At 49.8% G+C, this 20,522-nt stretch carries 13 protein-coding genes; 1 reads left to right on the top strand and 12 read right to left on the bottom strand.

All coding sequences use genetic code 11. From position 1 onward, the window contains the following. Positions 1-225: 225 nt before the first annotated feature. From rpoN to uvrB, 10 genes are all read right to left on the bottom strand, one after another. Complete coding sequence (gene rpoN, locus L7E55_RS07380; RefSeq protein WP_277443476.1) at positions 226-1,647, bottom strand: RNA polymerase factor sigma-54; 1,422 nt, start codon at positions 1,645-1,647, stop codon at positions 226-228. Between the two features lie 145 nt (positions 1,648-1,792). Then, positions 1,793-2,737, bottom strand: coding sequence for a DNA-binding protein WhiA (gene whiA, locus L7E55_RS07375; protein WP_277443475.1), 945 nt, complete (start codon positions 2,735-2,737; stop codon positions 1,793-1,795). A gap of 100 nt (positions 2,738-2,837) precedes the next feature. Further along, complete coding sequence (locus L7E55_RS07370) at positions 2,838-4,190, bottom strand: gluconeogenesis factor YvcK family protein (RefSeq protein WP_277443474.1); 1,353 nt, start codon at positions 4,188-4,190, stop codon at positions 2,838-2,840. 20 nt (positions 4,191-4,210) lie between these two features. After that, complete coding sequence (gene rapZ, locus L7E55_RS07365; RefSeq protein WP_277443473.1) at positions 4,211-5,080, bottom strand: RNase adapter RapZ; 870 nt, start codon at positions 5,078-5,080, stop codon at positions 4,211-4,213. A 138-nt stretch (positions 5,081-5,218) separates the two neighbouring features. Beyond that, positions 5,219-7,225, bottom strand: coding sequence for an amylo-alpha-1,6-glucosidase (locus L7E55_RS07360; RefSeq protein WP_277443472.1), 2,007 nt, complete (start codon positions 7,223-7,225; stop codon positions 5,219-5,221). A gap of 75 nt (positions 7,226-7,300) precedes the next feature. Continuing rightward, a complete protein-coding gene (locus L7E55_RS07355; protein ID WP_277443471.1) occupies positions 7,301-8,272 on the bottom strand; it encodes an ROK family protein in 972 nt (323 codons plus the stop codon). Further along, positions 8,269-9,072, bottom strand: a complete 804-nt coding sequence (locus L7E55_RS07350) for a Cof-type HAD-IIB family hydrolase (RefSeq protein ID WP_277443470.1) — start codon at positions 9,070-9,072, stop codon at positions 8,269-8,271. Before L7E55_RS07350 ends, L7E55_RS07355 begins: the two co-directional genes overlap by 4 nt. Before the next feature lie 63 nt (positions 9,073-9,135). After that, the gene (gene uvrC, locus L7E55_RS07345; protein WP_277443469.1) at positions 9,136-10,989 is read right to left on the bottom strand and encodes an excinuclease ABC subunit UvrC; all 1,854 of its coding nucleotides are present in this window, start codon (positions 10,987-10,989) and stop codon (positions 9,136-9,138) included. Between the two features lie 34 nt (positions 10,990-11,023). After that, positions 11,024-13,915 carry an excinuclease ABC subunit UvrA gene (gene uvrA / locus L7E55_RS07340; protein WP_277443468.1) on the bottom strand — a complete coding sequence of 964 codons (2,892 nt, stop codon included), beginning with the start codon at positions 13,913-13,915 and terminating at the stop codon, positions 11,024-11,026. A gap of 33 nt (positions 13,916-13,948) precedes the next feature. After that, on the bottom strand, positions 13,949-15,949 hold the full coding sequence (gene uvrB / locus L7E55_RS07335; protein WP_277443467.1) for an excinuclease ABC subunit UvrB: 2,001 nt from the start codon (positions 15,947-15,949) through the stop codon (positions 13,949-13,951). Between the two features lie 465 nt (positions 15,950-16,414). On the opposite strand from uvrB, the gene L7E55_RS07330 reads away from it, so the two are divergent. Next, a complete protein-coding gene (locus L7E55_RS07330; protein WP_277443466.1) occupies positions 16,415-16,768 on the top strand; it encodes a phage holin in 354 nt (117 codons plus the stop codon). Between the two features lie 119 nt (positions 16,769-16,887). Here L7E55_RS07330 and L7E55_RS07325 read toward each other — a convergent pair whose 3' ends face one another. Both L7E55_RS07325 and L7E55_RS07320 read right to left on the bottom strand, forming a co-directional pair. Further along, entirely contained in the window at positions 16,888-19,707 is a 2,820-nt protein-coding gene (locus L7E55_RS07325; protein ID WP_277443465.1) for an RCC1 domain-containing protein, read from the bottom strand. A gap of 453 nt (positions 19,708-20,160) precedes the next feature. Continuing rightward, a partial coding sequence (locus L7E55_RS07320) for a transposase (RefSeq protein WP_277443464.1) occupies positions 20,161-20,522 on the bottom strand: 362 nt, incomplete at its 5' end.

The following is a 20,522-nucleotide window of genomic DNA, read 5'->3' as shown; positions in this document are numbered from 1 at the left end:
CCATATTGAACCTATTTTATTTAATTATTACATACTTTATTCTTCATTTGCTTTTCAAATTCCTTCTCTTTAATATAATTTCCCATAAAAAATTGGGGCACGACTTTTGCCATACCCCGGAAGTTGCTCTAGTATTCAGAATTCAGGAGTCAGGAGTCAGAATGAGAAAAAGATCTATCGTTTTTAAATATTCTGAATTCTGACTACTGACTCCTGACTACTATTTTAGTATCTTTTTCTTTTCTGCACCGCCGGTATACTCAGTTCGTCCCGGTACTTAGCCACAGTGCGTCTGGAAATTTGTATTCCTCTCCGGCTAAAAATTTCGGCGATCTTTTGGTCGTTTAAAGGATACCTGTTATCTTCCCCGGCGATAATCTCCTGAAGCAATTTTTTTATGCTCCCGGCTGATATTTTTGTCCCGGCATCGTTGTTTAACCCGGTCGAAAAGAAACATTTCATTTCAAAAACACCACGGGGTGTCTGGATATATTTATTAGATGTGGCCCTGCTTACCGTTGACTCGTGCAGTCCAACCATCTCAGCGACCTTTTTCAGGTTCAGGGGCTTTAGGTACTTAATACCGCTCTCCAGAAAATCTCTCTGCAGTTCAACCAGACAACTGGCAACTTTGTACAAAGTCAAACGCCGCTGTTCAATACTCCGGATCAACCAAACAGCCGCATTAAGCTTATTTTCAACAAAACGGCGGGTGTCGGAATCAAAATTTTTTTCCTTGCTCAAAACAGACCGGTAAGCCGAGTTAACTGTTACCCGTGGAACGGTTACATCGTTCACCAGGATGATATACTCTCCCCCCACTTTTTCCAGGACAACATCGGGTATAATATAACACGCGTCGTTCATGCTGGTGAAATTGCGGCCTGGTTTCGGGTCAAGCGTTTTTATCAGGTCTGAGGATTCTTGCACCTCAAGTATCGACACCCCCAGATCATGGGCTATTTTGGCAAGCCTCCCTTTAGCCAAGTCTGTTAAATGGTGGTTGATTAATTCATTAGTAACCTCATCTTTAATACCTAAACGCTCAATCTGAATCAACAGGCATTCCTGCAAGTTCCGGGCGCCAACTCCCACCGGCTCAAAACTCTGTATTAAATTCAACATTTTAGCAATTCTGTTCGGGGCAACATTTAACCGCTCCTTCACTTCTGCGAGGGAAACTCTCAGATAACCATTGTCGTCAATGTTGCCGATCAAATATTCCCCGATTAACTTATCCATACCATAGCACGAGGTTAAATTCAACTGCGACAGGAGGTGTTCAGACAAGGTAGGTGTCTGAGACAGGAATTTCTCGTAACTATATCCCATCTGTTTCCGCTGTCTCTCTTTTTGGATATTCCCGCCGTCCCTGCCGTCATAGTACTGATCCACAAAATAATCTTCCCAATTAAATCCGTAATCCTGCTTTTCCGTTTCCGGCTCGTTGTGCTTTTCCACGTCATCAGACACACCGTCCTCCCCGTCCTCCCGCAACTCTAGAAGAGGGTTTTCTTCAAGTTGCCGTTCAATATACGCGGAGAGTTCCAGGGAAGAAAGCTGCAGCACAGTAATAGCCTGGCACAACTTGGGTGTCATGAGTAATTTTTGGGTCTGTTCCAAGTTAAGATTATAACCCATCTGCATTAAAGTCCACGCCCCTGGAGATCTTTTTCTTAAATAATAGATTCACTAAAGTAAAGGCTTTTTCCTGCCAAACAATCTGACATTTCATGATATTCGGCAGGTAATTATTTCATGAGCACCAACCATATCTCAAAATAACTTATCATTAGAACTTTTTTCTTCTGATATTATCAGCTATTTCTTCAATTTTCCGCAGCCGGTGGTTAATACCGGACTTGCTTAAGCGAGGTTGCAAAAACCCCCCTAATTCTTTAAGACTCGCATCAGGGTATTTAACCCGCAACTCAGCTACTTCACGCAAGGAAACAGGAATGTGCTCAAAACCCATTGTATCTCTCACGAGTTTGATATTTTCCAACTGCCGGACCGATGCGTTAACAGTTTTGTTTAAGTTGGCCGTTTCGCAATTTACCAGACGGTTGACTTGGTTGCGCATATCCTTGTATATTCTGGCATTCTCAAAGTTGAGCAGCGCGGAATGGGCGCCGATAATATTTAAAAAACGGACTATCTGTTCACTGCCTTTCAAGTACACAACATGCCAGTTTTTTCTTTCACTTAATTTAGCCGGCAGTCTCAATTTTTGCATTAACCTGCCAATGTAACCGGCATGTTTCTCGTTATCTGTAATTAGTTCAAGGTGATAATTGCCCTCGGGGCTATTCACTGAACCGCCGCCGAGGAAAACCCCCCTCAGATAGGCGCGGCGGCAACACTCCTTCTTCAGCAGGTCTTCCCGTATGTCGTTAACCAAACGGCCGTCCCGGTCAATCATTCCCAACCTGTTCAAGAGCATGTTTACTCCCGGCTGGGGAGGAATATGCACCAAATACACATTGTTTTTGCGCAGGCGGGTTTTTCTTTGCACCAGTACTTCAGTATGAATGTCAAACAAACCCTTGATCATGGATAGTATTTTTCTTGCGACTGCGGCGTTTTCAGTGGAAATATTCAGTGACACAAGCCGCCCTCCGCTGATCTGAATACTGCCGTCCATCCTGATCAAGGCAGCCAATTCGGCCAGGCGGCAGCATGACTGCCGGCCGGTAACGCGGGCCAGCTCATTTTTTGTTGCCACCGAAAAAGACAAACAACTTACCTTCTTTCTTTTAAATGTATTATAACATATATAATGAAGAAAGAGACGGGGTTTCCCGCCTCGTGATTATAATTCCGGTTCATTTTTTAAATTAATGTGTTTTCACGCCGGAAAGCTTCTGGTCGTGAACATTCTTCCGGTGCTCATGTAAAAAGTGGACACGCTCTTGCGGCCCGTTGGCAGGTAAGATCAAACGCAGAATCACCTGGGCGAGTTCATCCGGGTGGTGGCGCACAACATCTATCTCGTGAATTAAGTTTTCGCCTACCGCGGTTACACCCATTTCTTCAATCTTCTCCAGGTCCGCTAACACAGGACTGGCTCCATCGTGACGGTAGCGGACGCGTAACCTGGCCGGAATCTGACCGGTGTTAAGCAAAACGTAGTCAAGAAATTTTCCGGCATGGGCTATAATCGCACGTAGATGTTCCGAACCGGTATAGTCATCCGTCTCGCCCGGCTGGGTCATAACGTTGCAGACATATATTTTAATAGCCGAAGACCTGGCCAGAGCTTCGGGAATCCCCTTTACCAGCAAGTTCGGAATGATGCTGGTGTAAAGACTGCCTGGCCCCAGGACAACAGCGTCGGCCGCCTGGATGGCGGCTAGCGCCTCGACTAACGGCAGGCAGCGCTGCGGCTTGGTAAATACCCTTTTTATTTTACCATGGCACCGGGTGATGCTGGACTCTCCCTGTACCACTGTCCCATCTAACAGCTCAGCACACAATGTGATATTCGACAAAGTTGCCGGCAGCACCCGCCCGCGTACGGCCAGAACCTTGCTAAGCCCGCGCACCGCCTGGTCGAAGCTCCCGGTCACTCCGGTCAGCGCGGCTAAAAGCAGATTGCCCATGCAATGGCCAGCCAGTTCACCAGTTGTAAAACGATACTGCAGCAACTCTTCCATTAATGGTTCTTTATCAGCAAGAGCTACCAGGCAGTTGCGTATATCTCCGGGCGGCAAAATACCTAAATCACCCCGCAGGCGGCCGGAACTTCCTCCGTCGTCAGCCACAGTGACAATGGCTGTCAGATTGCTGGTATATTTTTTCAATCCCCTTAACAGCACAGACAACCCGGTGCCTCCGCCGATCACCACGATTTTGGGTCCGCGCCTAAGGTTGCGTTTCTCGTAAATAAACTCAGCCACTCTGCCTTCCTGTCCGGGCAAGAGCACAGAGGCTACAGACTGAAATGCTTTTAACAGGCCGATGATCATTACAACTAAACCCATGGAGACAACTAAGACACCGGTAACTATATTGTAGCTCTTAAAAATGAAACTCTTTTCCAGCTGATGAACAGAATAGGCTATGTCACTAAAAACCTTGCCGCCGGTAAACAAGTCAATCCCTAGCGCGGCAAGCACCAATCCCGCCAGAGCCATGAATAACCAGCGTTTTACCCGCATGCCCGGATAGAGCCACTTGATTATGATCATCTTCTTGTGATACTCCCATATTACTTTGAGCGGTTGATATCCCGGTGACGCACAGTCACCCGGAAATTCTTTTCGGACAATATTTCCCCCAGCCGGTTGGCCAGGGCTACTGAACGGTGCATGCCCCCGGTGCACCCAACAGCAATCATTAAAGTGGTTTTACCTTCCTTGGAATACTGCGGGATAAGAAACTGGACCAAATCTGAAAATTTCCCCATAAATTCACTCGTCAACGGAGAACTGAAAACATATTCACGGACTACCGCGTCGTTGCCGGTAAAAGGCCTCAAGTTATTCTGGTAGTACGGATTAGGCAGAAAGCGGACATCGAACACAAGGTCCGAATCAAGGGGTATTCCGTATTTAAAACCAAACGAAATAACCGTGATATGCAGCCCGGAGGCACTGGCGCCGTCGGCAAAAATGCCGTTTATCACCTCTTTTAACTGCTGAACCGCCATATTTGAGGTGTCAATTATTTTGTTCGCCCTGCCCCGCAAATCTTGAAGCCGGCTTCTTTCTTCCTGTATTCCTTCCAGCACCTCCCCATACGTGCTTAAGGGGTGACGCCGCCTGGACTCCTTAAACCGCCGCACCAGTGTTTCGTTTGAAGCCTCGAGGAAAAGTATTTCACACCTGATCCCCCTGGCATCGAGGTCAGACAATACTTCAAAGAAGGTATCGAAGAACTCTCCGCCCCTGATGTCTACAACTAATGCTATTTTATTAATTTTATTGGCCGCTTGTGCACAGAGCTCGGCAAATTTCGGAATTAGCGCCGGGGGCAGGTTATCAACGCAGAAAAACCCCAGATCCTCCAGGCTGTGTAAAGCCTGAGTTTTGCCGGCTCCGGACAAACCGGTAACAATAACAAGTCTTTGCGTAACCATACCCCCTCTCAAAATTGGGACAAATTTAGAAAAACACGGTTTTTATTCCTAAAATACTCTTATTATAATGTCGAATAAGGAAAACTGCAATAATTCGAAAAATTTTTGACGTTGCTCAAAGGAACTACAGTTATGGTTTCAGCGGTTTGCAATTAACGCTTCTATTTTTTCCAGCGCCGGCGGCCGGATTTCCAGCACGTCTTCGACATAAGCCCGCAGCACCTCGGCAACCCCCCAGGCTTGGGCGAAACAGCCCTTTGGAACTACAGGCTCATTGCCGTCAAATATCTCAGAAACCTGGCCAACACCACGGTCGCGCAAATGATTGCGGAAAGGCTCAAGGAAACGATATGCCTGCTCGCGACTGGCTGTATTATAGTTGTTGGCCTTGCGGTAGGCGGTGACAAAAGGCCCCATCAGCCAACTCCAGGCAGTCCCCTGGTGATACGAGCTGTCCCGCTGAAACCGGTCCCCGGTATAAACCCCTTTGTACTCACCAGATTCCGGGGAAAGGCTGCGGATGCCATAAGCGATATAAAGCTCCCGCCAGACTTTGCGCACGACCCGGCGCGCCTGTTCTCCGGTCAGCATGCTGTATGGCAGGCTGACCGCCAGCAACTGGTTCGGCCGGACTTTCCAGTCTTTTCCCTCAGGTGATATCACATCGCAAAGATATCCCTCTTTTTCACTCCAGAAACTGCCGGTAAAGCTTTCTTTAATCCTGCCTATCAAATCATGGTGAGCCGGTTGCTCCCCATATATGGCGGCCAGAATTTCCAGCACGCAGACGGCGTTATACCATAAGGCGTTGACCTCTACAGGTTTGCCGTTCCGCGGTGTTACTACCCATCCGTCAACCTTGGCGTCCATCCAGGTCAACTGAACATCTGGATTCCCGGCATTCAACAGGCCGTCTTCGTCCATAAAGATATTGTAGTCGGTCCCGTCTATGTACCAGCGGATTATGTCCTTTAACACAGGATAAATCTGTTCGTGGATAAACTCCAGGTCGCCGGTGTAAACCAAGTATTTGTAGACCGCTTGAAAATACCAGAGGGAAGCATCCACGGTATTATAAAACGGAGCTTCATCCCCATCCGGAAAACAGTTCGGCAAAAGTCCCTTCTTACATTGCCGCGCATAGGTCAACAAAATATCCCGCGCGTCATTAAACCTTTTTGTTACCAGGGTCAGCCCCGGCAGGGCGATCATTGTGTCCCTGCCCCAATCGGTAAACCAGGGATAACCGGCAATCACAGTTTTGGCTCCGGTTGATTCGCGCCGGACGATAAAAGCGTCCGCCGCCCGCACTAGTTCACGGGTCAGGATTTCGTCATAACCAGCCAGATTTTCCAGATCCCGCTGCCGGCCCCTTGCTCTTTCAAGCAACTTCTCGCCGGCCGGGTTGTCAAGTTCGATTGTCGAGGCGATCACCGCCACAGTTTTGTTTTCACCCGCGGCAATGGGCACCTCAAAAGAGCCAGGCATGTAATGATCCTCGAAGCAATTTTCCCCGCGCTCTTTCTCCTCAAGGTAAGCCATACCCCTGAACCAGTTGCCGCCAGGAATGTAAGCGCCGTCGCTGATAGTGAGCAGCAACGGGGGCACTTCCTCCCGGCCTTTTACCGAAACACCGCCCTTGATTCTCTTCTGAGTAAAGTTAATCTGGTCCGCGTAAGTAATAAAATGGTAGCCCCGGCAGTTGACCATGGGAATTAAACGTAAAACGCCGGGGCTGGCCCCGTTCGTGATTTTATATAAAATCACAGTGGTATTCTGTCCGTGCACCATGAAAATTGTTTTTTTTAGGGTTACATCAGTAAAACTGTAGGTAAAGGCAGGAAAAGGATCGACTTCAACTTGTCGCAAGTGGATATAGCCCGATTCGCTTACCCCGGAACCGGTGCTGTTCGTGGCAAGATTATAAGTATGCCCGCCGGATGCAAATCGCTCGTCCAACTTAACCAACTGCACCATCCGGTTGCCGGGGGGATTGTGAGCGGCAACCAGCAATCCGTGGTATTTACGGGTGTTGGCGCAGATGATCGTACTGGAAGCGTAACCGCCAATACCATTAGTGACAAGCCACTCTTTTTCAGTACCCCGCTCGAAAGTACGCCAATCGTGTTTGCCAAAAAAATACATCTTTTCCCCCTCCCACCAATAGCATAATCAGTGGGACTGGCTTTTATTCTGAATAGTTTCATTGAATGTACAATGTTAGTCCATCTGCAGCGCCAATGCCACAGCGCCGAGCACACCGGCGCGCCGGCCCAGTCCGGCCGGCACCACCTGGACATGGGTACGGGCCGCGCCCAAAGTACGGGCCTCCACTTCCTGCCTGACACCCTGCCAGATGGGTTCTCCTATTTCCATCACGCCGCCGCCCAGCACAATCATGTCCGGGTTGAGCAGATTAATCACATTGGCCACTCCAATTCCCAAAAAGCGCGCCGCATTCGAAATGATGGAAACTGCCTCCTGATCTCCCCCTGATGCGGCCTCAGCCACTGTAACGGCACTGATCCTGTCCGGATCGCCCCCGGCCCGGGTCAGGATATTCTGTCCCTTGCCGCATTCCACCAGCCGCCGGGCTTCCCGCGCGATAGCAGTGCCGGAAGAAACAGACTCCAAACAGCCCCGTGCGCCGCAGCCACAAGGCGGTCCATCCGGCAACACGGTGATATGCCCGATCTCTCCGGCCCCGTCCGTGGCGCCGTGATATAATCGCCCGCCCAGGATTAAACCCCCGCCGACTCCTGTGCTGACAGTAATGTAAACCATATTGTTCACGCCCCGCCCGGCCCCGAAAACATGCTCGCCAAGAGCGGCCAGGTTAGCGTCATTGTCGATCATTACCTTTGTCCGCAGGCCCTCCTGCAGTAGTTTTTTTAGGGGGACTTCGTGCCAGCCAAGGTTCGGCGAAAAATGAATAATGCCACTGGCAATGTCCAGGGGGCCGGGTGATCCCACTGAGACAGTTTCAACAAAACCAGCGGGTAATCCAGCCTGCTCCCGTACTTGTTCGATAGTGGCAATAATTCGCCCGATAACGTGTGACGGTCCTTTTATTGTCTCAGTAGGTACTCTCGTTTCTGCCAGAATATTGCCGTCCCCGTCGGCCAGCGCGGTGTGTATCTTAGTGCCGCCGAGGTCAACCCCGATTACATAACGATCCGGCAGGAGGCTCACCTCCCCAACACAAACTTTTCCAACGCTTCCACCACTCCGGCGCCGTTCGGCGCGGCGGTTACATACCCGGCCCTCTTCTTGATGTCATCCCTGGCGTTGGCGACCACGACACCCAAACCGGCATACTCCAGCATCTCCAGGTCGTTATAACTGTCACCGACGGCCATAATCTCTTCCCTTTTTACCCCAAAATGTCCGGCCAGGGCTTTAAGAGCATGTCCTTTGGTCGCTTGCGGGTGGGAAAATTCCAAAAAAAACGGCTTTGATTTAGCGATATGCACTTTCCCGGCATATCGCGGTGTCAACTCGGCGTTTAGCCGGTCAAGCTGCGGTTCCCCGGCGATAGCCACTATTTTCGTGGGATCACGGTCCAGGATCTTCAGAAGGTCCCCGACAAGTTCAGGTTTCACCCCGGAAATATGACTGTACCGGCGGCCTTCGGGAGTATCATTCTCCATGTAAAGCACGTCGTCAAGATATGCGTTTAAATGGTAGCCCAGTTCGTGAATACGGACGACTATCTCCTTAGCATAGTTCAGCGGCAGCGGGCGGTATAGTAAAACTTCCCCGGACAGGGCATTTTTCACCAACGCCCCCTGGTAAGTGATCAGTGGCAGATCCAGCCCTAGTTCCCGCGCGTATGGCACGGCGGAACGGAACATCCGCCCGGTGGAAACGGTAAATTGAACACCGGCGTCCCGCACAGCGACTATGGTATCTTTAACCTGCTCGGTCAATCGCAGGTTATCGTCCAGCAAAGTGTCATCCAAATCCGCGGCGATTAATTTAAATGCCTGCATAAATCCTCCCCGCACCAATATTATACATTAGATTAAAAAAAGGCAAAATAATTAACAAGCTTCTCACTTGCGAAAAAATTCATATATGGCAAGCGCAGCTTTTTTATTCATTCCTTTAACGGCAGTCAAATCTTCCAACGAAGCCTTTTCAATTCCTGAGATACTGCCGAAAGCTTTAAGCAAGGCGCGACGGCGCACCTCACCGATACCCTCCACTTCATCCAGTAAGGACCTTAACCCGGCTTTTCCCCGTAAGTTCCGGTGATAGGTCACCGCGAAGCGGTGCGCTTCGTCCCGCAAGCGCTGCAACAAGTGGAGCGCCCGGGAATCCGGGGGCAAGGCAACCGGGTCCGGCAGGCCCTCGCCAAAGAGAAGTTCTTCCTCCTTGGCCAAGCCATAAGCCGGTATTCTTTCTAAACCCAGTTCCCGCATGACCCGGCGGGCAGCGGAAAGCTGCCCCTTGCCGCCGTCCACAACAACCAAATCCGGCAGACGGTAAAATTTTGCTTCCTTACTGGAAATCTGTCCTGTGCGCAAAAGCTCCTTCTCTTCCAGGGCGCGGGTAAAACGCCGCCTGAGCACTTCCTGCATGGAGGCATAGTCGTCCGGCCCTTCCACTGTACGAATTCTAAAGCGCCGGTACTGGTCCCTGGCAGGTTTCCCCTCCTCGAAAACAACCATCGAGGCAACACTGCCGGTACCCTGGGTATTTGAAATGTCATAGCATTCCAGACGGCAGGGAGGCCGCTCCAACCTCAGCGCGCCGGCTAGTTCAGCCAAAGCCGCCGCCGCTTCGTCACGTTGGGCGGTACCTTCGCTTCGCACTTGCTCCAAAGTCAGTAGAGCGTTCTTGGCCACCATCTCCACCAATTTCTTTTTCTCCCCGCGGCTGGGTGTTTTCAGGAAAACTTTAACTCCTTTTCTTTGGGTTAGCCATTCTTCAATTACCGCCTTTTCTTCCATAACGCCTTCGGATAAGAGAACTTCCCGGGGAATAAAATCAACGCCGGTATAATACTGTTTGATGAACGCGCCGAGCACTTCTGAGCGGCTCAGACCCTCCGTGCCTTTCAGGATAAAATGATCACGCCCGATCAACTTGCCGCCCCGCACAAAAAATACCATTATACAAGCCTCATCGAAAGCCCTGGCCATGGCCATGACATCCTGGTCTTCAAAGCCGCCTGAAATAATCTTTTGTTTTTCAATTACTTCCCGTACCGAATGCAGTTGGTCACGCAATTCAGCGGCCCGCTCGAACTCAAGATTTTCCGCGGCTTCTTGCATTCTGGCCGTCAGGTGTTTGACCAAGTCCTCCTGCCGCCCTTCCAGGAAAAGGCATACCTCATTAATCATCGCCCGGTATGTCTCCCTGTCCGTAAGCCCGCAGCACGGGCCAAGGCAACGCTTGATGTGGTGATTCAGGCAAGGCCTTTCTCTAATTGCCGGTTCCCGCTGCTTGCACGAACGGAACGGAAAGATTTTTTTCAAAAGTCGGAGGGTTTCGTTTACCGCTCCCACTCTGGTGTAAGGCCCGAAGTATTTTGACCCGTCTTTTACGTGCCGGCGGGTGATCTGCACCCGCGGGTAATTTTCATTCAACGTGATTTTAAGGTATGGATAACTCTTATCGTCCTTTAGCAAAACATTGTAGCGGGGGCGGTGTTCCTTAATCAGGTTCTGCTCCAGGATCAGCGCCTCCACTTCAGAGTCGGTGACAATATAATCCAGGTCGGCCACTTTTTGCAGCATCAGCTTCGTCTTGGGCTGTTGTTGAGCGCCGGACTGGAAGTAGGAACGAACACGATTTTTGAGCGAAACCGCCTTGCCTACATAAATTATTTCACCGCCCGCGTCCCGGTAAAGGTAAACCCCCGGCTTGGCGGGCAGCAGTTTAATTTTTTCTTCCAGTTCCACCTAACCACCGCTTTCATGTCCCCAATTGATAAGTTCACTCGCCGACGCTCTTGCTCAACACCGGTGGTTCTTCATCCACTTCCCCCCAGAACCCAGCCTCTTGCCGTGGTCCTTTTAAGATAGCTTTTTTCAGAAATTGACCGGTATACGACCCGGAAACTGCCGACACCTCTTCCGGAGTACCGGTGGCTACCACTTCGCCACCCTTATTGCCCCCCTCAGGACCCAGGTCGATGATATAATCGGCAGTTTTGATCACATCAAGGTTATGTTCAATCACTACTACCGTATCCCCGGCATCCACCAGCCGGTGCAGCACTTTCAGCAGACGGTCGATGTCGGCGGTATGCAAGCCTGTGGTGGGCTCGTCCAGAATGTAGACAGTCTTGCCGTTAGACCGCCTGGACAGTTCCGTAGCCAGCTTCACCCGCTGGGCTTCGCCGCCCGAAAGAGTGGTTGCCGGCTGCCCGAGGCGGATGTATCCAAGACCGACATCCTGCAAGGTTTTCAGCTTGCGGTGAATTTTCGGGATTTGCCCGAAGAACTCAACCGCTTGCTCCACCGTCATTTCCAGCACGTCGGCTATATTCCTGCCCTTGTAGCGGACCTCCAGGGTCTCCCGGTTGTAACGCAAGCCCTTACAGACCTCGCAGGGTACATATACATCAGGCAGGAAATGCATCTCAATCTTGATAATCCCGTCCCCCTGGCAGGACTCGCAACGTCCCCCTTTAACGTTAAAGCTGAAACGCCCGGCCTTGTACCCGCGCATCTTTGATTCCGGCGTCATGGCGAAAAGATCGCGTATGTCGTTGAAGACTCCCGTATAAGTAGCCGGATTGGACCGGGGCGTGCGCCCGATGGGAGACTGGTTGATATCAATTACTTTATCCAGATATTCAATGCCGCTGACACTCAGGCAGCGCCCGGGCTGAGTCCTCGCCCGGTGCAGTTCCTGGGCCAGTTTCCGGTAAAGAATATCATTCACCAGGGTGCTTTTACCTGATCCGGAAACCCCGGTCACACAAATGAATAAGCCTAGCGGAAAAGACACGTCAATATTTTTCAAGTTATTTTCCGCCGCGCCCGCCACTACCAGCGCCTTGCCATTGGATTGACGGCGGAAAAGGGGCACCGGTATAGATTTCTCTCCACTTAGATACTGCCCGGTGATAGAATCCGGGTTGTCAACAATATCCTGATACGTGCCGCACGCCACCAACCGCCCGCCGTGCACCCCGGCGCCGGGGCCGATATCGATGATATAGTCGGCGGTAAGCATAGTATCTTCGTCGTGTTCCACAACAATTAATGTGTTCCCCAAATCACGCAGGCGCTCCAATGTGCGGAGCAGGCGCTGGTTGTCCCGCTGGTGCAGCCCGATACTCGGTTCGTCCAGGATATAGAGCACACCCATCAGCCCGGAACCGATCTGGGTGGCCAGCCTGATCCGCTGCGCCTCGCCGCCTGAAAGAGTCCCCGCCCCCCGGTCCAGGGTAAGATAATCAAGCCCCACATTCACCAGAAAACCCAGGCGTTCGTTGATTTCTTTCAGAACCTGCCGGGCAATTATTCTTTCCCGTCCGGTAAGATCCAGTGTATTAAAGAAATCTCGCGCTTCCAGCACAGAAAAGCGGGTGACCTCGGTGATAGAACGGTCCCCCACTTTCACAGCCAGCACTTCCGGCTTGAGCCTGGCGCCGCCGCAAGCCGGGCAGGGTCGGCTGCTCATATAGTTTTCAATTTCTTCCCGCTGGTGCTCCGAGGCCGTTTCCTTATAGCGGCGGGACAGATTATTAATCACCCCTTCAAAGGGTACGTACATTTCGTGCCTGCGGCCGTAAAAATCATTCTGTAAGATAAAATGAATCCGGTCACTGCCCGTGCCGTATAGAATTATATTCAGGTGTTCCGGCGCCAGTTCATGCACCGGGGTATCCAGATTAAAGCCGTAATGCCGCGCGACTCCCTCCAGAAATTGATAAGAATAGCCGCCCTTGGACCAACCCTCAATCGCCCCGCCGGCTATAGATTTGCGCCGGTCGGGTATGACCAGGTCCGGGTCAATTTCTTTCTTAAAACCCAGACCGGTACACTCGGGACAAGCCCCGTAAGGGCTGTTGAAAGAGAACAAGCGCGGTGTGATTTCCATAATACTGATGCCGCAATCAACACAGGCGAAGTTCTCGCTGAAGGTGATTTCCTCCTTACCGTCAACTACGGCCACCGCCAGGCCGCCGCCTTGCTTGAGGGCTGTTTCCAGTGAGTCGGCGAGCCGTCTCTCGAAGCCGGGCCGGACAATAATACGGTCCACGACTATTTCAATAGTATGCTTCTTGTTTTTATCCAGCTTTACTTCCCTTGATGCTTCCAGTACTTCACCGTCCACCCTGATCCTGACGAAACCGTTGCGGCGGATATCCTCAATAACTTTCACATGTTCTCCCTTTTTGCCGCGGACCACCGGCGACAGGATCTGGAGCCGCGTGCCTTCAGCAAGAGACGCCAGTTGGTCCACCATTTGCTCCACCGCCTGCCGGGTAATCAACTTGCCGCAACGGGGGCAGTTGGGACGTCCTATTCTGGCGTAGAGCAGCCTCAAGTAATCATAAATTTCCGTCACCGTACCCACCGTGGAGCGCGGGTTGTGGCTGGTGGTCTTCTGATCGATAGATATAGCAGGGGAAAGCCCTTCAATATAATCAACGTCCGGCTTGTCCATTTGCCCCAGAAACTGGCGGGCATAAGCTGAAAGAGACTCCACATAACGGCGCTGACCCTCGGCGTAAATAGTGTCGAAAGCCAACGAGGACTTGCCTGAGCCCGACAGGCCGGTGATTACCACAAACTTGTCACGGGGTATCTCAACATCAATATTTTTCAAGTTGTGGACGCGGGCGCCCTTGATTAAGATCTTGTCAAGCATAAAAGACTCCTGTTTCATTTAATCATACTGTGATTAACTTATTGATTTCTCGCCTCTCAGTTGGAGCCGCAATTCTATAATAATATCCCTCAGTTGCGCCGCCTGCTCGAAGGCAAGCCGGCGCGCCGACTCCCGCATCTCTTTTTCGAGAGAGGCGATATACTTTTTCAACTCGGTTTTGCTCATCTTCTTGCCTGCGCGCGGGCCGGCTTCGTAAATTGCTTTAGGCTCCGCCGCCCGGGTGGCTTCAATCACGTCCCGCACCGCCTTGTGGACGGTTTCCGGAGTAATACCATGTTTTTTATTATACTCGATTTGTATTTTCCGACGGCGTTCGGTCTCGTTAACGGCTGTTTTCATCGAACCGGTGACCTTGTCCGCGTACATTATTACCTTTCCTTCGGCGTTTCGGGCCGCCCGGCCGATGGTCTGGATCAAGGAACGTTCGGAGCGCAGGTAGCCTTCTTTGTCGGCGTCGAGGATGGCTACCAGGCTCACTTCAGGAAGGTCCAAGCCTTCCCTTAACAGGTTGATGCCCACCAAGACGTCAAAAACCCCCAGTCGCAGGTCACGCAGTATTTCCATACGCTCGATGGTATTGATGTCCGAGTGCAGGTAGCGCACTTTGACTCCCGTCTCACGGAAATAATCGGTAAGGTCTTCAGCCATTTTTTTGGTCAGTGTAGTAACCAGCACTCTTTCCTGTTTTTGAACCCGCCGCTGTATCTCCTTCAACAGGTCGTCAATTTGACCCCTGGTCGGTCTAATGGATACTTCCGGGTCAACTAAACCGGTGGGGCGAATGATCTGCTCGACCACCCGAGCGCTGTTTTTCAATTCGTAAGGTCCTGGCGTGGCGGAAGTGTAAACAACTTGATTCAACCTCTCCACAAATTCCGGAAAGGTCAGCGGACGGTTGTCGAAAGCGGAAGGCAGCCGGAAGCCGTGCTCCACCAGGGACTGCTTGCGGGAGCGGTCCCCTTCGTACATGCCGCCCACCTGTGGTACCGCCACGTGGGACTCGTCAATAAACACGATAAAATCCTTGGGAAAGTAGTCCAGCAGGGTATAGGGAGCCTGTCCCGGCGCTCTTCCCGTCAGATGCCGCGAATAGTTTTCAATCCCGCTGCAGAACCCCATTTGCCGCATCATTTCAAGATCGTAGTTGGTGCGCTGCTCCAAACGTTGCGCTTCAAGCAGTTTTTCTTTAGAGCGCAACTCGGTCAGCCGCTTTTCCAACTCAGCTTCTATGGATACGATAGCCCGGTCCATCCTCTCCCTGGAGGTGGCGTAGTGGCTTGCCGGAAAGATAGACACGTGCTTACGCTCCCCGATTATTTCCCCGGTCAGCACATCGAACTCGAGCATCTTTTCCACTTCGTCACCGAAAAAATCCACCCTGATTGCCTTTTCCGTGGCGGACACAGGGAAAATCTCCAACACGTCGCCCCGCACCCTGAACTTCCCCCGGATAAAATTAATATCGTTGCGCTCGTACTGGATGCTTACCAGTTTGCGCAAGACAGCGTCCCGGTCATAGCTCTCCCCCTGGCGCAGGGAGAGAACCAGCGTGCTGTACTCCTCGGGATCACCCAGGCCGTAAATACAGGAAACACTGGCCACGATAATCACGTCCCGCCGCTCAAAGAGAGCGCAAGTGGCCGAGTGGCGCAGTTTATCTATTTCTTCATTGACGGACGAGTCCTTCTCAATGTAAGTATCGGTATGCGGAATATATGCTTCCGGCTGGTAGTAGTCATAATAGCTGACAAAATACTCCACCGCGTTGTCGGGAAAGAACTCTTTAAACTCCCCGCAAAGCTGGGCAGCCAGTGTCTTGTTCGGCGCCAGGATTAAGGCCGGCCGTTGGACAGCCTGGATCACCTGGGCTATTGTATAAGTTTTACCGGTACCGGTGGCGCCCAGCAAAACCTGCCCCCGATAACCCTTCTGCAAGCCGTCTACCAGGGCGGAGATAGCCTTGGGCTGGTCCCCCATGGGCTTATATTCCGATTTTAGCTGAAAAGGCCGCATTATTATACCTTCCAGATATTATTTTACATTACTAGTATACCACAAGTAACAAGACACCAAAAGTATGTTCTGCGCTAGAATATTCTATATAACTTTTAACTTGGCGATGACGCAAAATTTTTTGGATGGAAATCCCACTTAAAGAAAACATTTAAATTCCGAACTAGTAGGGGAATCAGATACATATGCCGGCAAACTAAACATTCACATACCATAATCCCTCACCGTATTTAGGTTAAAAAATTAATGATGAAAAAGTCACCTTAAATCAATACAGCATGTACATCATTATCAAGCTAAAAAATTTTCTACTTCTTTATTTAGGGGGTTGTTAAAAAGCCCCTTATTTTCTCTTTATATAGTAAAGGAGCAGTTTTCGAAAAGGCCTGTTATAGTTTCATTTGGGAAGGAGGTTTGGGACGAAGCGATTAAAACGGTAACAGTTGGATTAGGAGGGAAAATGTTATGCAAGAACAAATCAATCAGTATGCTACTGAAATCTTCCTCGCCGTTATAGGCATTCTAGTCGTACTGGCAAAAGCCTGGCTCAAGGACTTGAAGCAGAAGGCCGAGGCTTACCTGGAATTGAAAACGACGGCAGAGCAAAGAAAGACACTGAATCTCCTGGGGAAGGAGGCCTTTTCATTCGCTGAAACGGTTTATAAAGACTTGAATGGGGTAAGTAAACTGGAGCAGGCTAAAAAATACTTGGAAGAAAAAGCGGTGGCAGCCGGTATCAAGTTGACGGTTAATGAAATAAAGGCGGCTATTGAGGCAGCCTGGTTGGAGGACAAGAGGAAGGAATATCTGCACCGATGATCGCTACCGTGGTACCTGTTTTATGGCATAGCCATGGTAACAGGTAACATGCCGTGTTACCCGTGAAGGTAATTGTCAATTTACGGATAACTCCATCCGTTCTTTCACTCATGTCGTTGCTAGTAATCCACTATCACACATCTGGATAATAGAGCTCTGATAATACCTATTGCCTGCGAATCAGGGTCAAGGTTTATCGGGTTATTTTCAATACTAACGTTTTGTAAGTCGGGTAGACTTGATAGTGCCCCAATGTCACTGATATAGTTATCACTAAGATAAAGGTTCTGCAGCTTGGTCAAGCCTGTTAGCGCTTCTATTTCGCCAATCTGGTTCTTCTCAAGGTTAAGGATCCGCAGATCGGTCAGACCTGTTAGTATTCCTATAGCACTGATCTTATTACTATAAAGGGAAAGATGATGCAGGTTGGTCAACCTGGAAAGGCCATCAATATTGATGATCTGGTTATTATCAAGGTAAAGGGTTTGCAGGTTAGTTAAGCCGGATAGTGCCTCTATGTCACTGATTTGGTTATTACCGAGGTTAATAGTTTGAAGGTTGGTCAGGCCTGTTAACGCTCTTATATCGCTAATCTGGTTACTGCTAAGGTTGAGGGTTTGCAGGTTGGTTAATTTAGACAGCACCCCTATGTCACTGACATTGTTGTTAGTTAAATTAAGGGATTGCAGGTTGGCTGCATACTCAAGACCGGTTAGATTTTTGATTTTGTCGCTATACATAACGAATTCACCTGATGCGTTCAGGCTCGTTAAACCTAGCATTTCCGTTTCAGTTATATTACCTACCGGTATGTTTAAAGCTGCCCCGACAGCGGCCTCCAGAGTGGTGTCCGTGAAATGCACAACACCTGCCTTGCCAAAAGTACCGCTGATGGTACCGCTGGAGGTGCGGGTATAGGAGATTCCACCGGCAGTCTTCAGGTCAACACCGGCATTTATTGTGATCGTGTCGCCAACAGCCAGGTCAGCACCGGTAGCGTTGCCAACAGTGAGCACAAGGGTATTGGCGTCCGTCCATGTCCCGCTATAATTAGTACCGAATGACTTCCCGCCGAAATTGATTAATGCGTCTACACCCGCCTTGCTATTAACCGGGGGCTGGTTTATGTTTACGCTGAAGGTGATTGTAATACTGTCACCATTTCCCAATCCTATATTGTTCCCGCTGTCTGCCGCTATAATGCTATTTATAATCTTGGGTACCTGAACCGGGCTAAAACTGTCCATTGCAATTTCATCTGCCAGCGGGTCGGCATAATTTTCCCCCCAGGCCCAGACCGTGCCATCGCTCTTGAGAGCCAGGGAAAAGCGCTCGCCGGCCGCTACCTCCTCCACGTCAGTCATGCCTTGTAACCGCAAAGGGCCGTAACTGGAAGATGCTACCCCAACTTGGCCATTTTTATTTAACCCCCAGGCCCATACTGTGCCGTCTCCTTTAAGAGCTAGGACATGCGCCGCCCCGGCAGATACTGACACCACACCGGACAAACCCAGCACCTGCACTGGCACGCACCTATCTGTTTTTGTCCCGTCACCTAACTGGCCAAGATAATTTTGACCCCAAGCCCATATTGTGCCATCGCTCTTACGAGCTAGGGAATATTCCCTCCTTGCAACTACCGATGTAATACCGGTCAGTCCTTCTACCTGCACTGGAGTGTACCTGTGTGCTTTTGTCCCATCGCCGAGTTGACCAAAATCATTTTCTCCCCAAGCCCAGACCGTGCCGTCACTCTTAACAGCCAGGGAATGCCCGGAGCCTGCGGCTATCGCTGCCACGTCAGTCAGGAATTGCACCTGCTGCGGGGTGTAGCTGTCCATTGTTGCACCACTGCCAAGTTGGCCAGAGGAATTATACCCCCAGGCCCAAACCGTACCGTCTTTTTTAAGCGCCAGGCTGTGAACTCCCCCGGCAACAACCGACACTACGTCGGACAAACCCGGTACTTGTACTGGATTGTACCTGTCTGTTGTTGTTCCGTCACCAAGCTGGCCACTCTCATTTTTGCCCCAAGCCCAAACCGTGCCGTCGTTCTTAAGGGCAAGCGAAAAAAAGTCACCCACAGTTACTAACACCATACCCGTAAGGCCTTGCACTTGCACAGGTGCAGAATACCTATCAATTAATGTTCCATCACCAAGCTGGCCATACATATTCCCCCCACATGCCCAGATTGTACCACCACTATTCAGGAACAAGGTATGATCTGCTCCTCCAGCAATGTGGTTTCCTGATCTAATGTTTCCGGCGGTGATACCAACAGGCGACAAGCTGTCTTCCATGTTGAGCGCTATAGCCAAGCCTCTGGCCAACTGCGCGCGGGTAGCCTGGGCTTCTGGTTCGAAAGTGTTTTTTGAGGTCATGGTAAACATACCGGCCTGTAATGCTGCGGCTATCTGCTGTCTAGCCCAGTATGCAGGCTCAATGTCAATGATAGTTTCGTCTAACGGTGAATAGGGCACGGGCTTATTGGTCAGGCGCAGGAGTAAAGCACAGGCTTCTGCCCGGCTAATAGGTGCTTCTGGCCTGAATGTTTGGTCAGGGTACCCTTTAATGAGACCAGCATAGGTTGCTCTTTCAATTGTGGTATACGCCCAGTGGGAAGGGCTGATGTCGCTATAGGTCTGTGTAACAGGAGCAAGTTCATTTAATTTACCGGCTCTTACCAAGAGTGCGGCTACCTCGGCCCTGGTGATGGAATCGGCCGGACGGAAGCTACCATCGGGGTATCCTTGGATGAGGTTTGTTTTTACTAAGTAGTTGACATACGGGTAGAAAGGATCGCTTTCAGGCAGGTCTAAAAAGATTTTCTCGGCAGCAAAGGCACTGGATGTGAGTAACAGGGCTATTGCTATAATAACAGCCAGGGTAATTATATTAATACATGCTGATTTAAAAATAGTTTTCCTGAATTTCAAATAAATCCCCTCATCTTATATTATATTTAAGTCTGTTCACTGGTCTAAAAATAATGGTAGAAGATTTCCATATGCATATTCTATACCATTTTATGAATACAGTCGAGGTTCTTCATCTGACATCAGTAGTGTTGCATAAAACTTGATTTCAAAAGTCAACATTAAAAAATAATAAGAATTTAGGCTAAGAAAAGGGGTGACAGAATTTTCTGAACAGGGTTTTTTCTTACGTAATCTAAAAAGGCAACGGCACCATAAAAGGTAATCCAGTATCCACATTTATACAGATATGCTTTATTTAGGATTACAGATAATTCAGCTCTACATCATAACTGTCAAGGAATTCGGTATCTCCATGCTTAATTTCCGTTAGCAATTGCTCAAATTGCCAGTTGTAATCTTCAATCTTTCGCCTGCCACAAGAAGTCCTGGTGGGCTGCTTTCGTAGAATCTCTAATTAAAAAACAGCTCCACCTTCCACCTGAGGCGGTATATCTCAGATACTTCCTGAGCTCTAATGCTAAAGTCATTTGTTAGAATAACAACCGGACTTCCCGTGGTATCCACAGTGTGAATAAGTCGTAACTTATTCCTCATCATTGTTGTATTAGGATCACCAAGTATCACAATGCTTTCGGTCATATTGGTACCGTCAACCGGCTTATCATCAATGGTGTTAATGATAAAGTTGTCTTTGATCCTGGTAACAAAGCGTATTCCGGCTTCGCAATAGTCATCCCATTTCTTGTAATCGACATAGCCCCGGTCAAATACGTATAGTGCGTTAGAATCAATAATTAGTAATTCATCCAGCT

This window comes from Pelotomaculum isophthalicicum JI, assembly GCF_029478095.1.
Lineage (GTDB): Bacteria > Bacillota > Desulfotomaculia > Desulfotomaculales > Pelotomaculaceae > Pelotomaculum_D > Pelotomaculum_D isophthalicicum.
The sequence above is the reverse complement of the archived record's forward strand: the minus strand, read 5'-3'. Positions and strand labels throughout refer to the sequence as shown.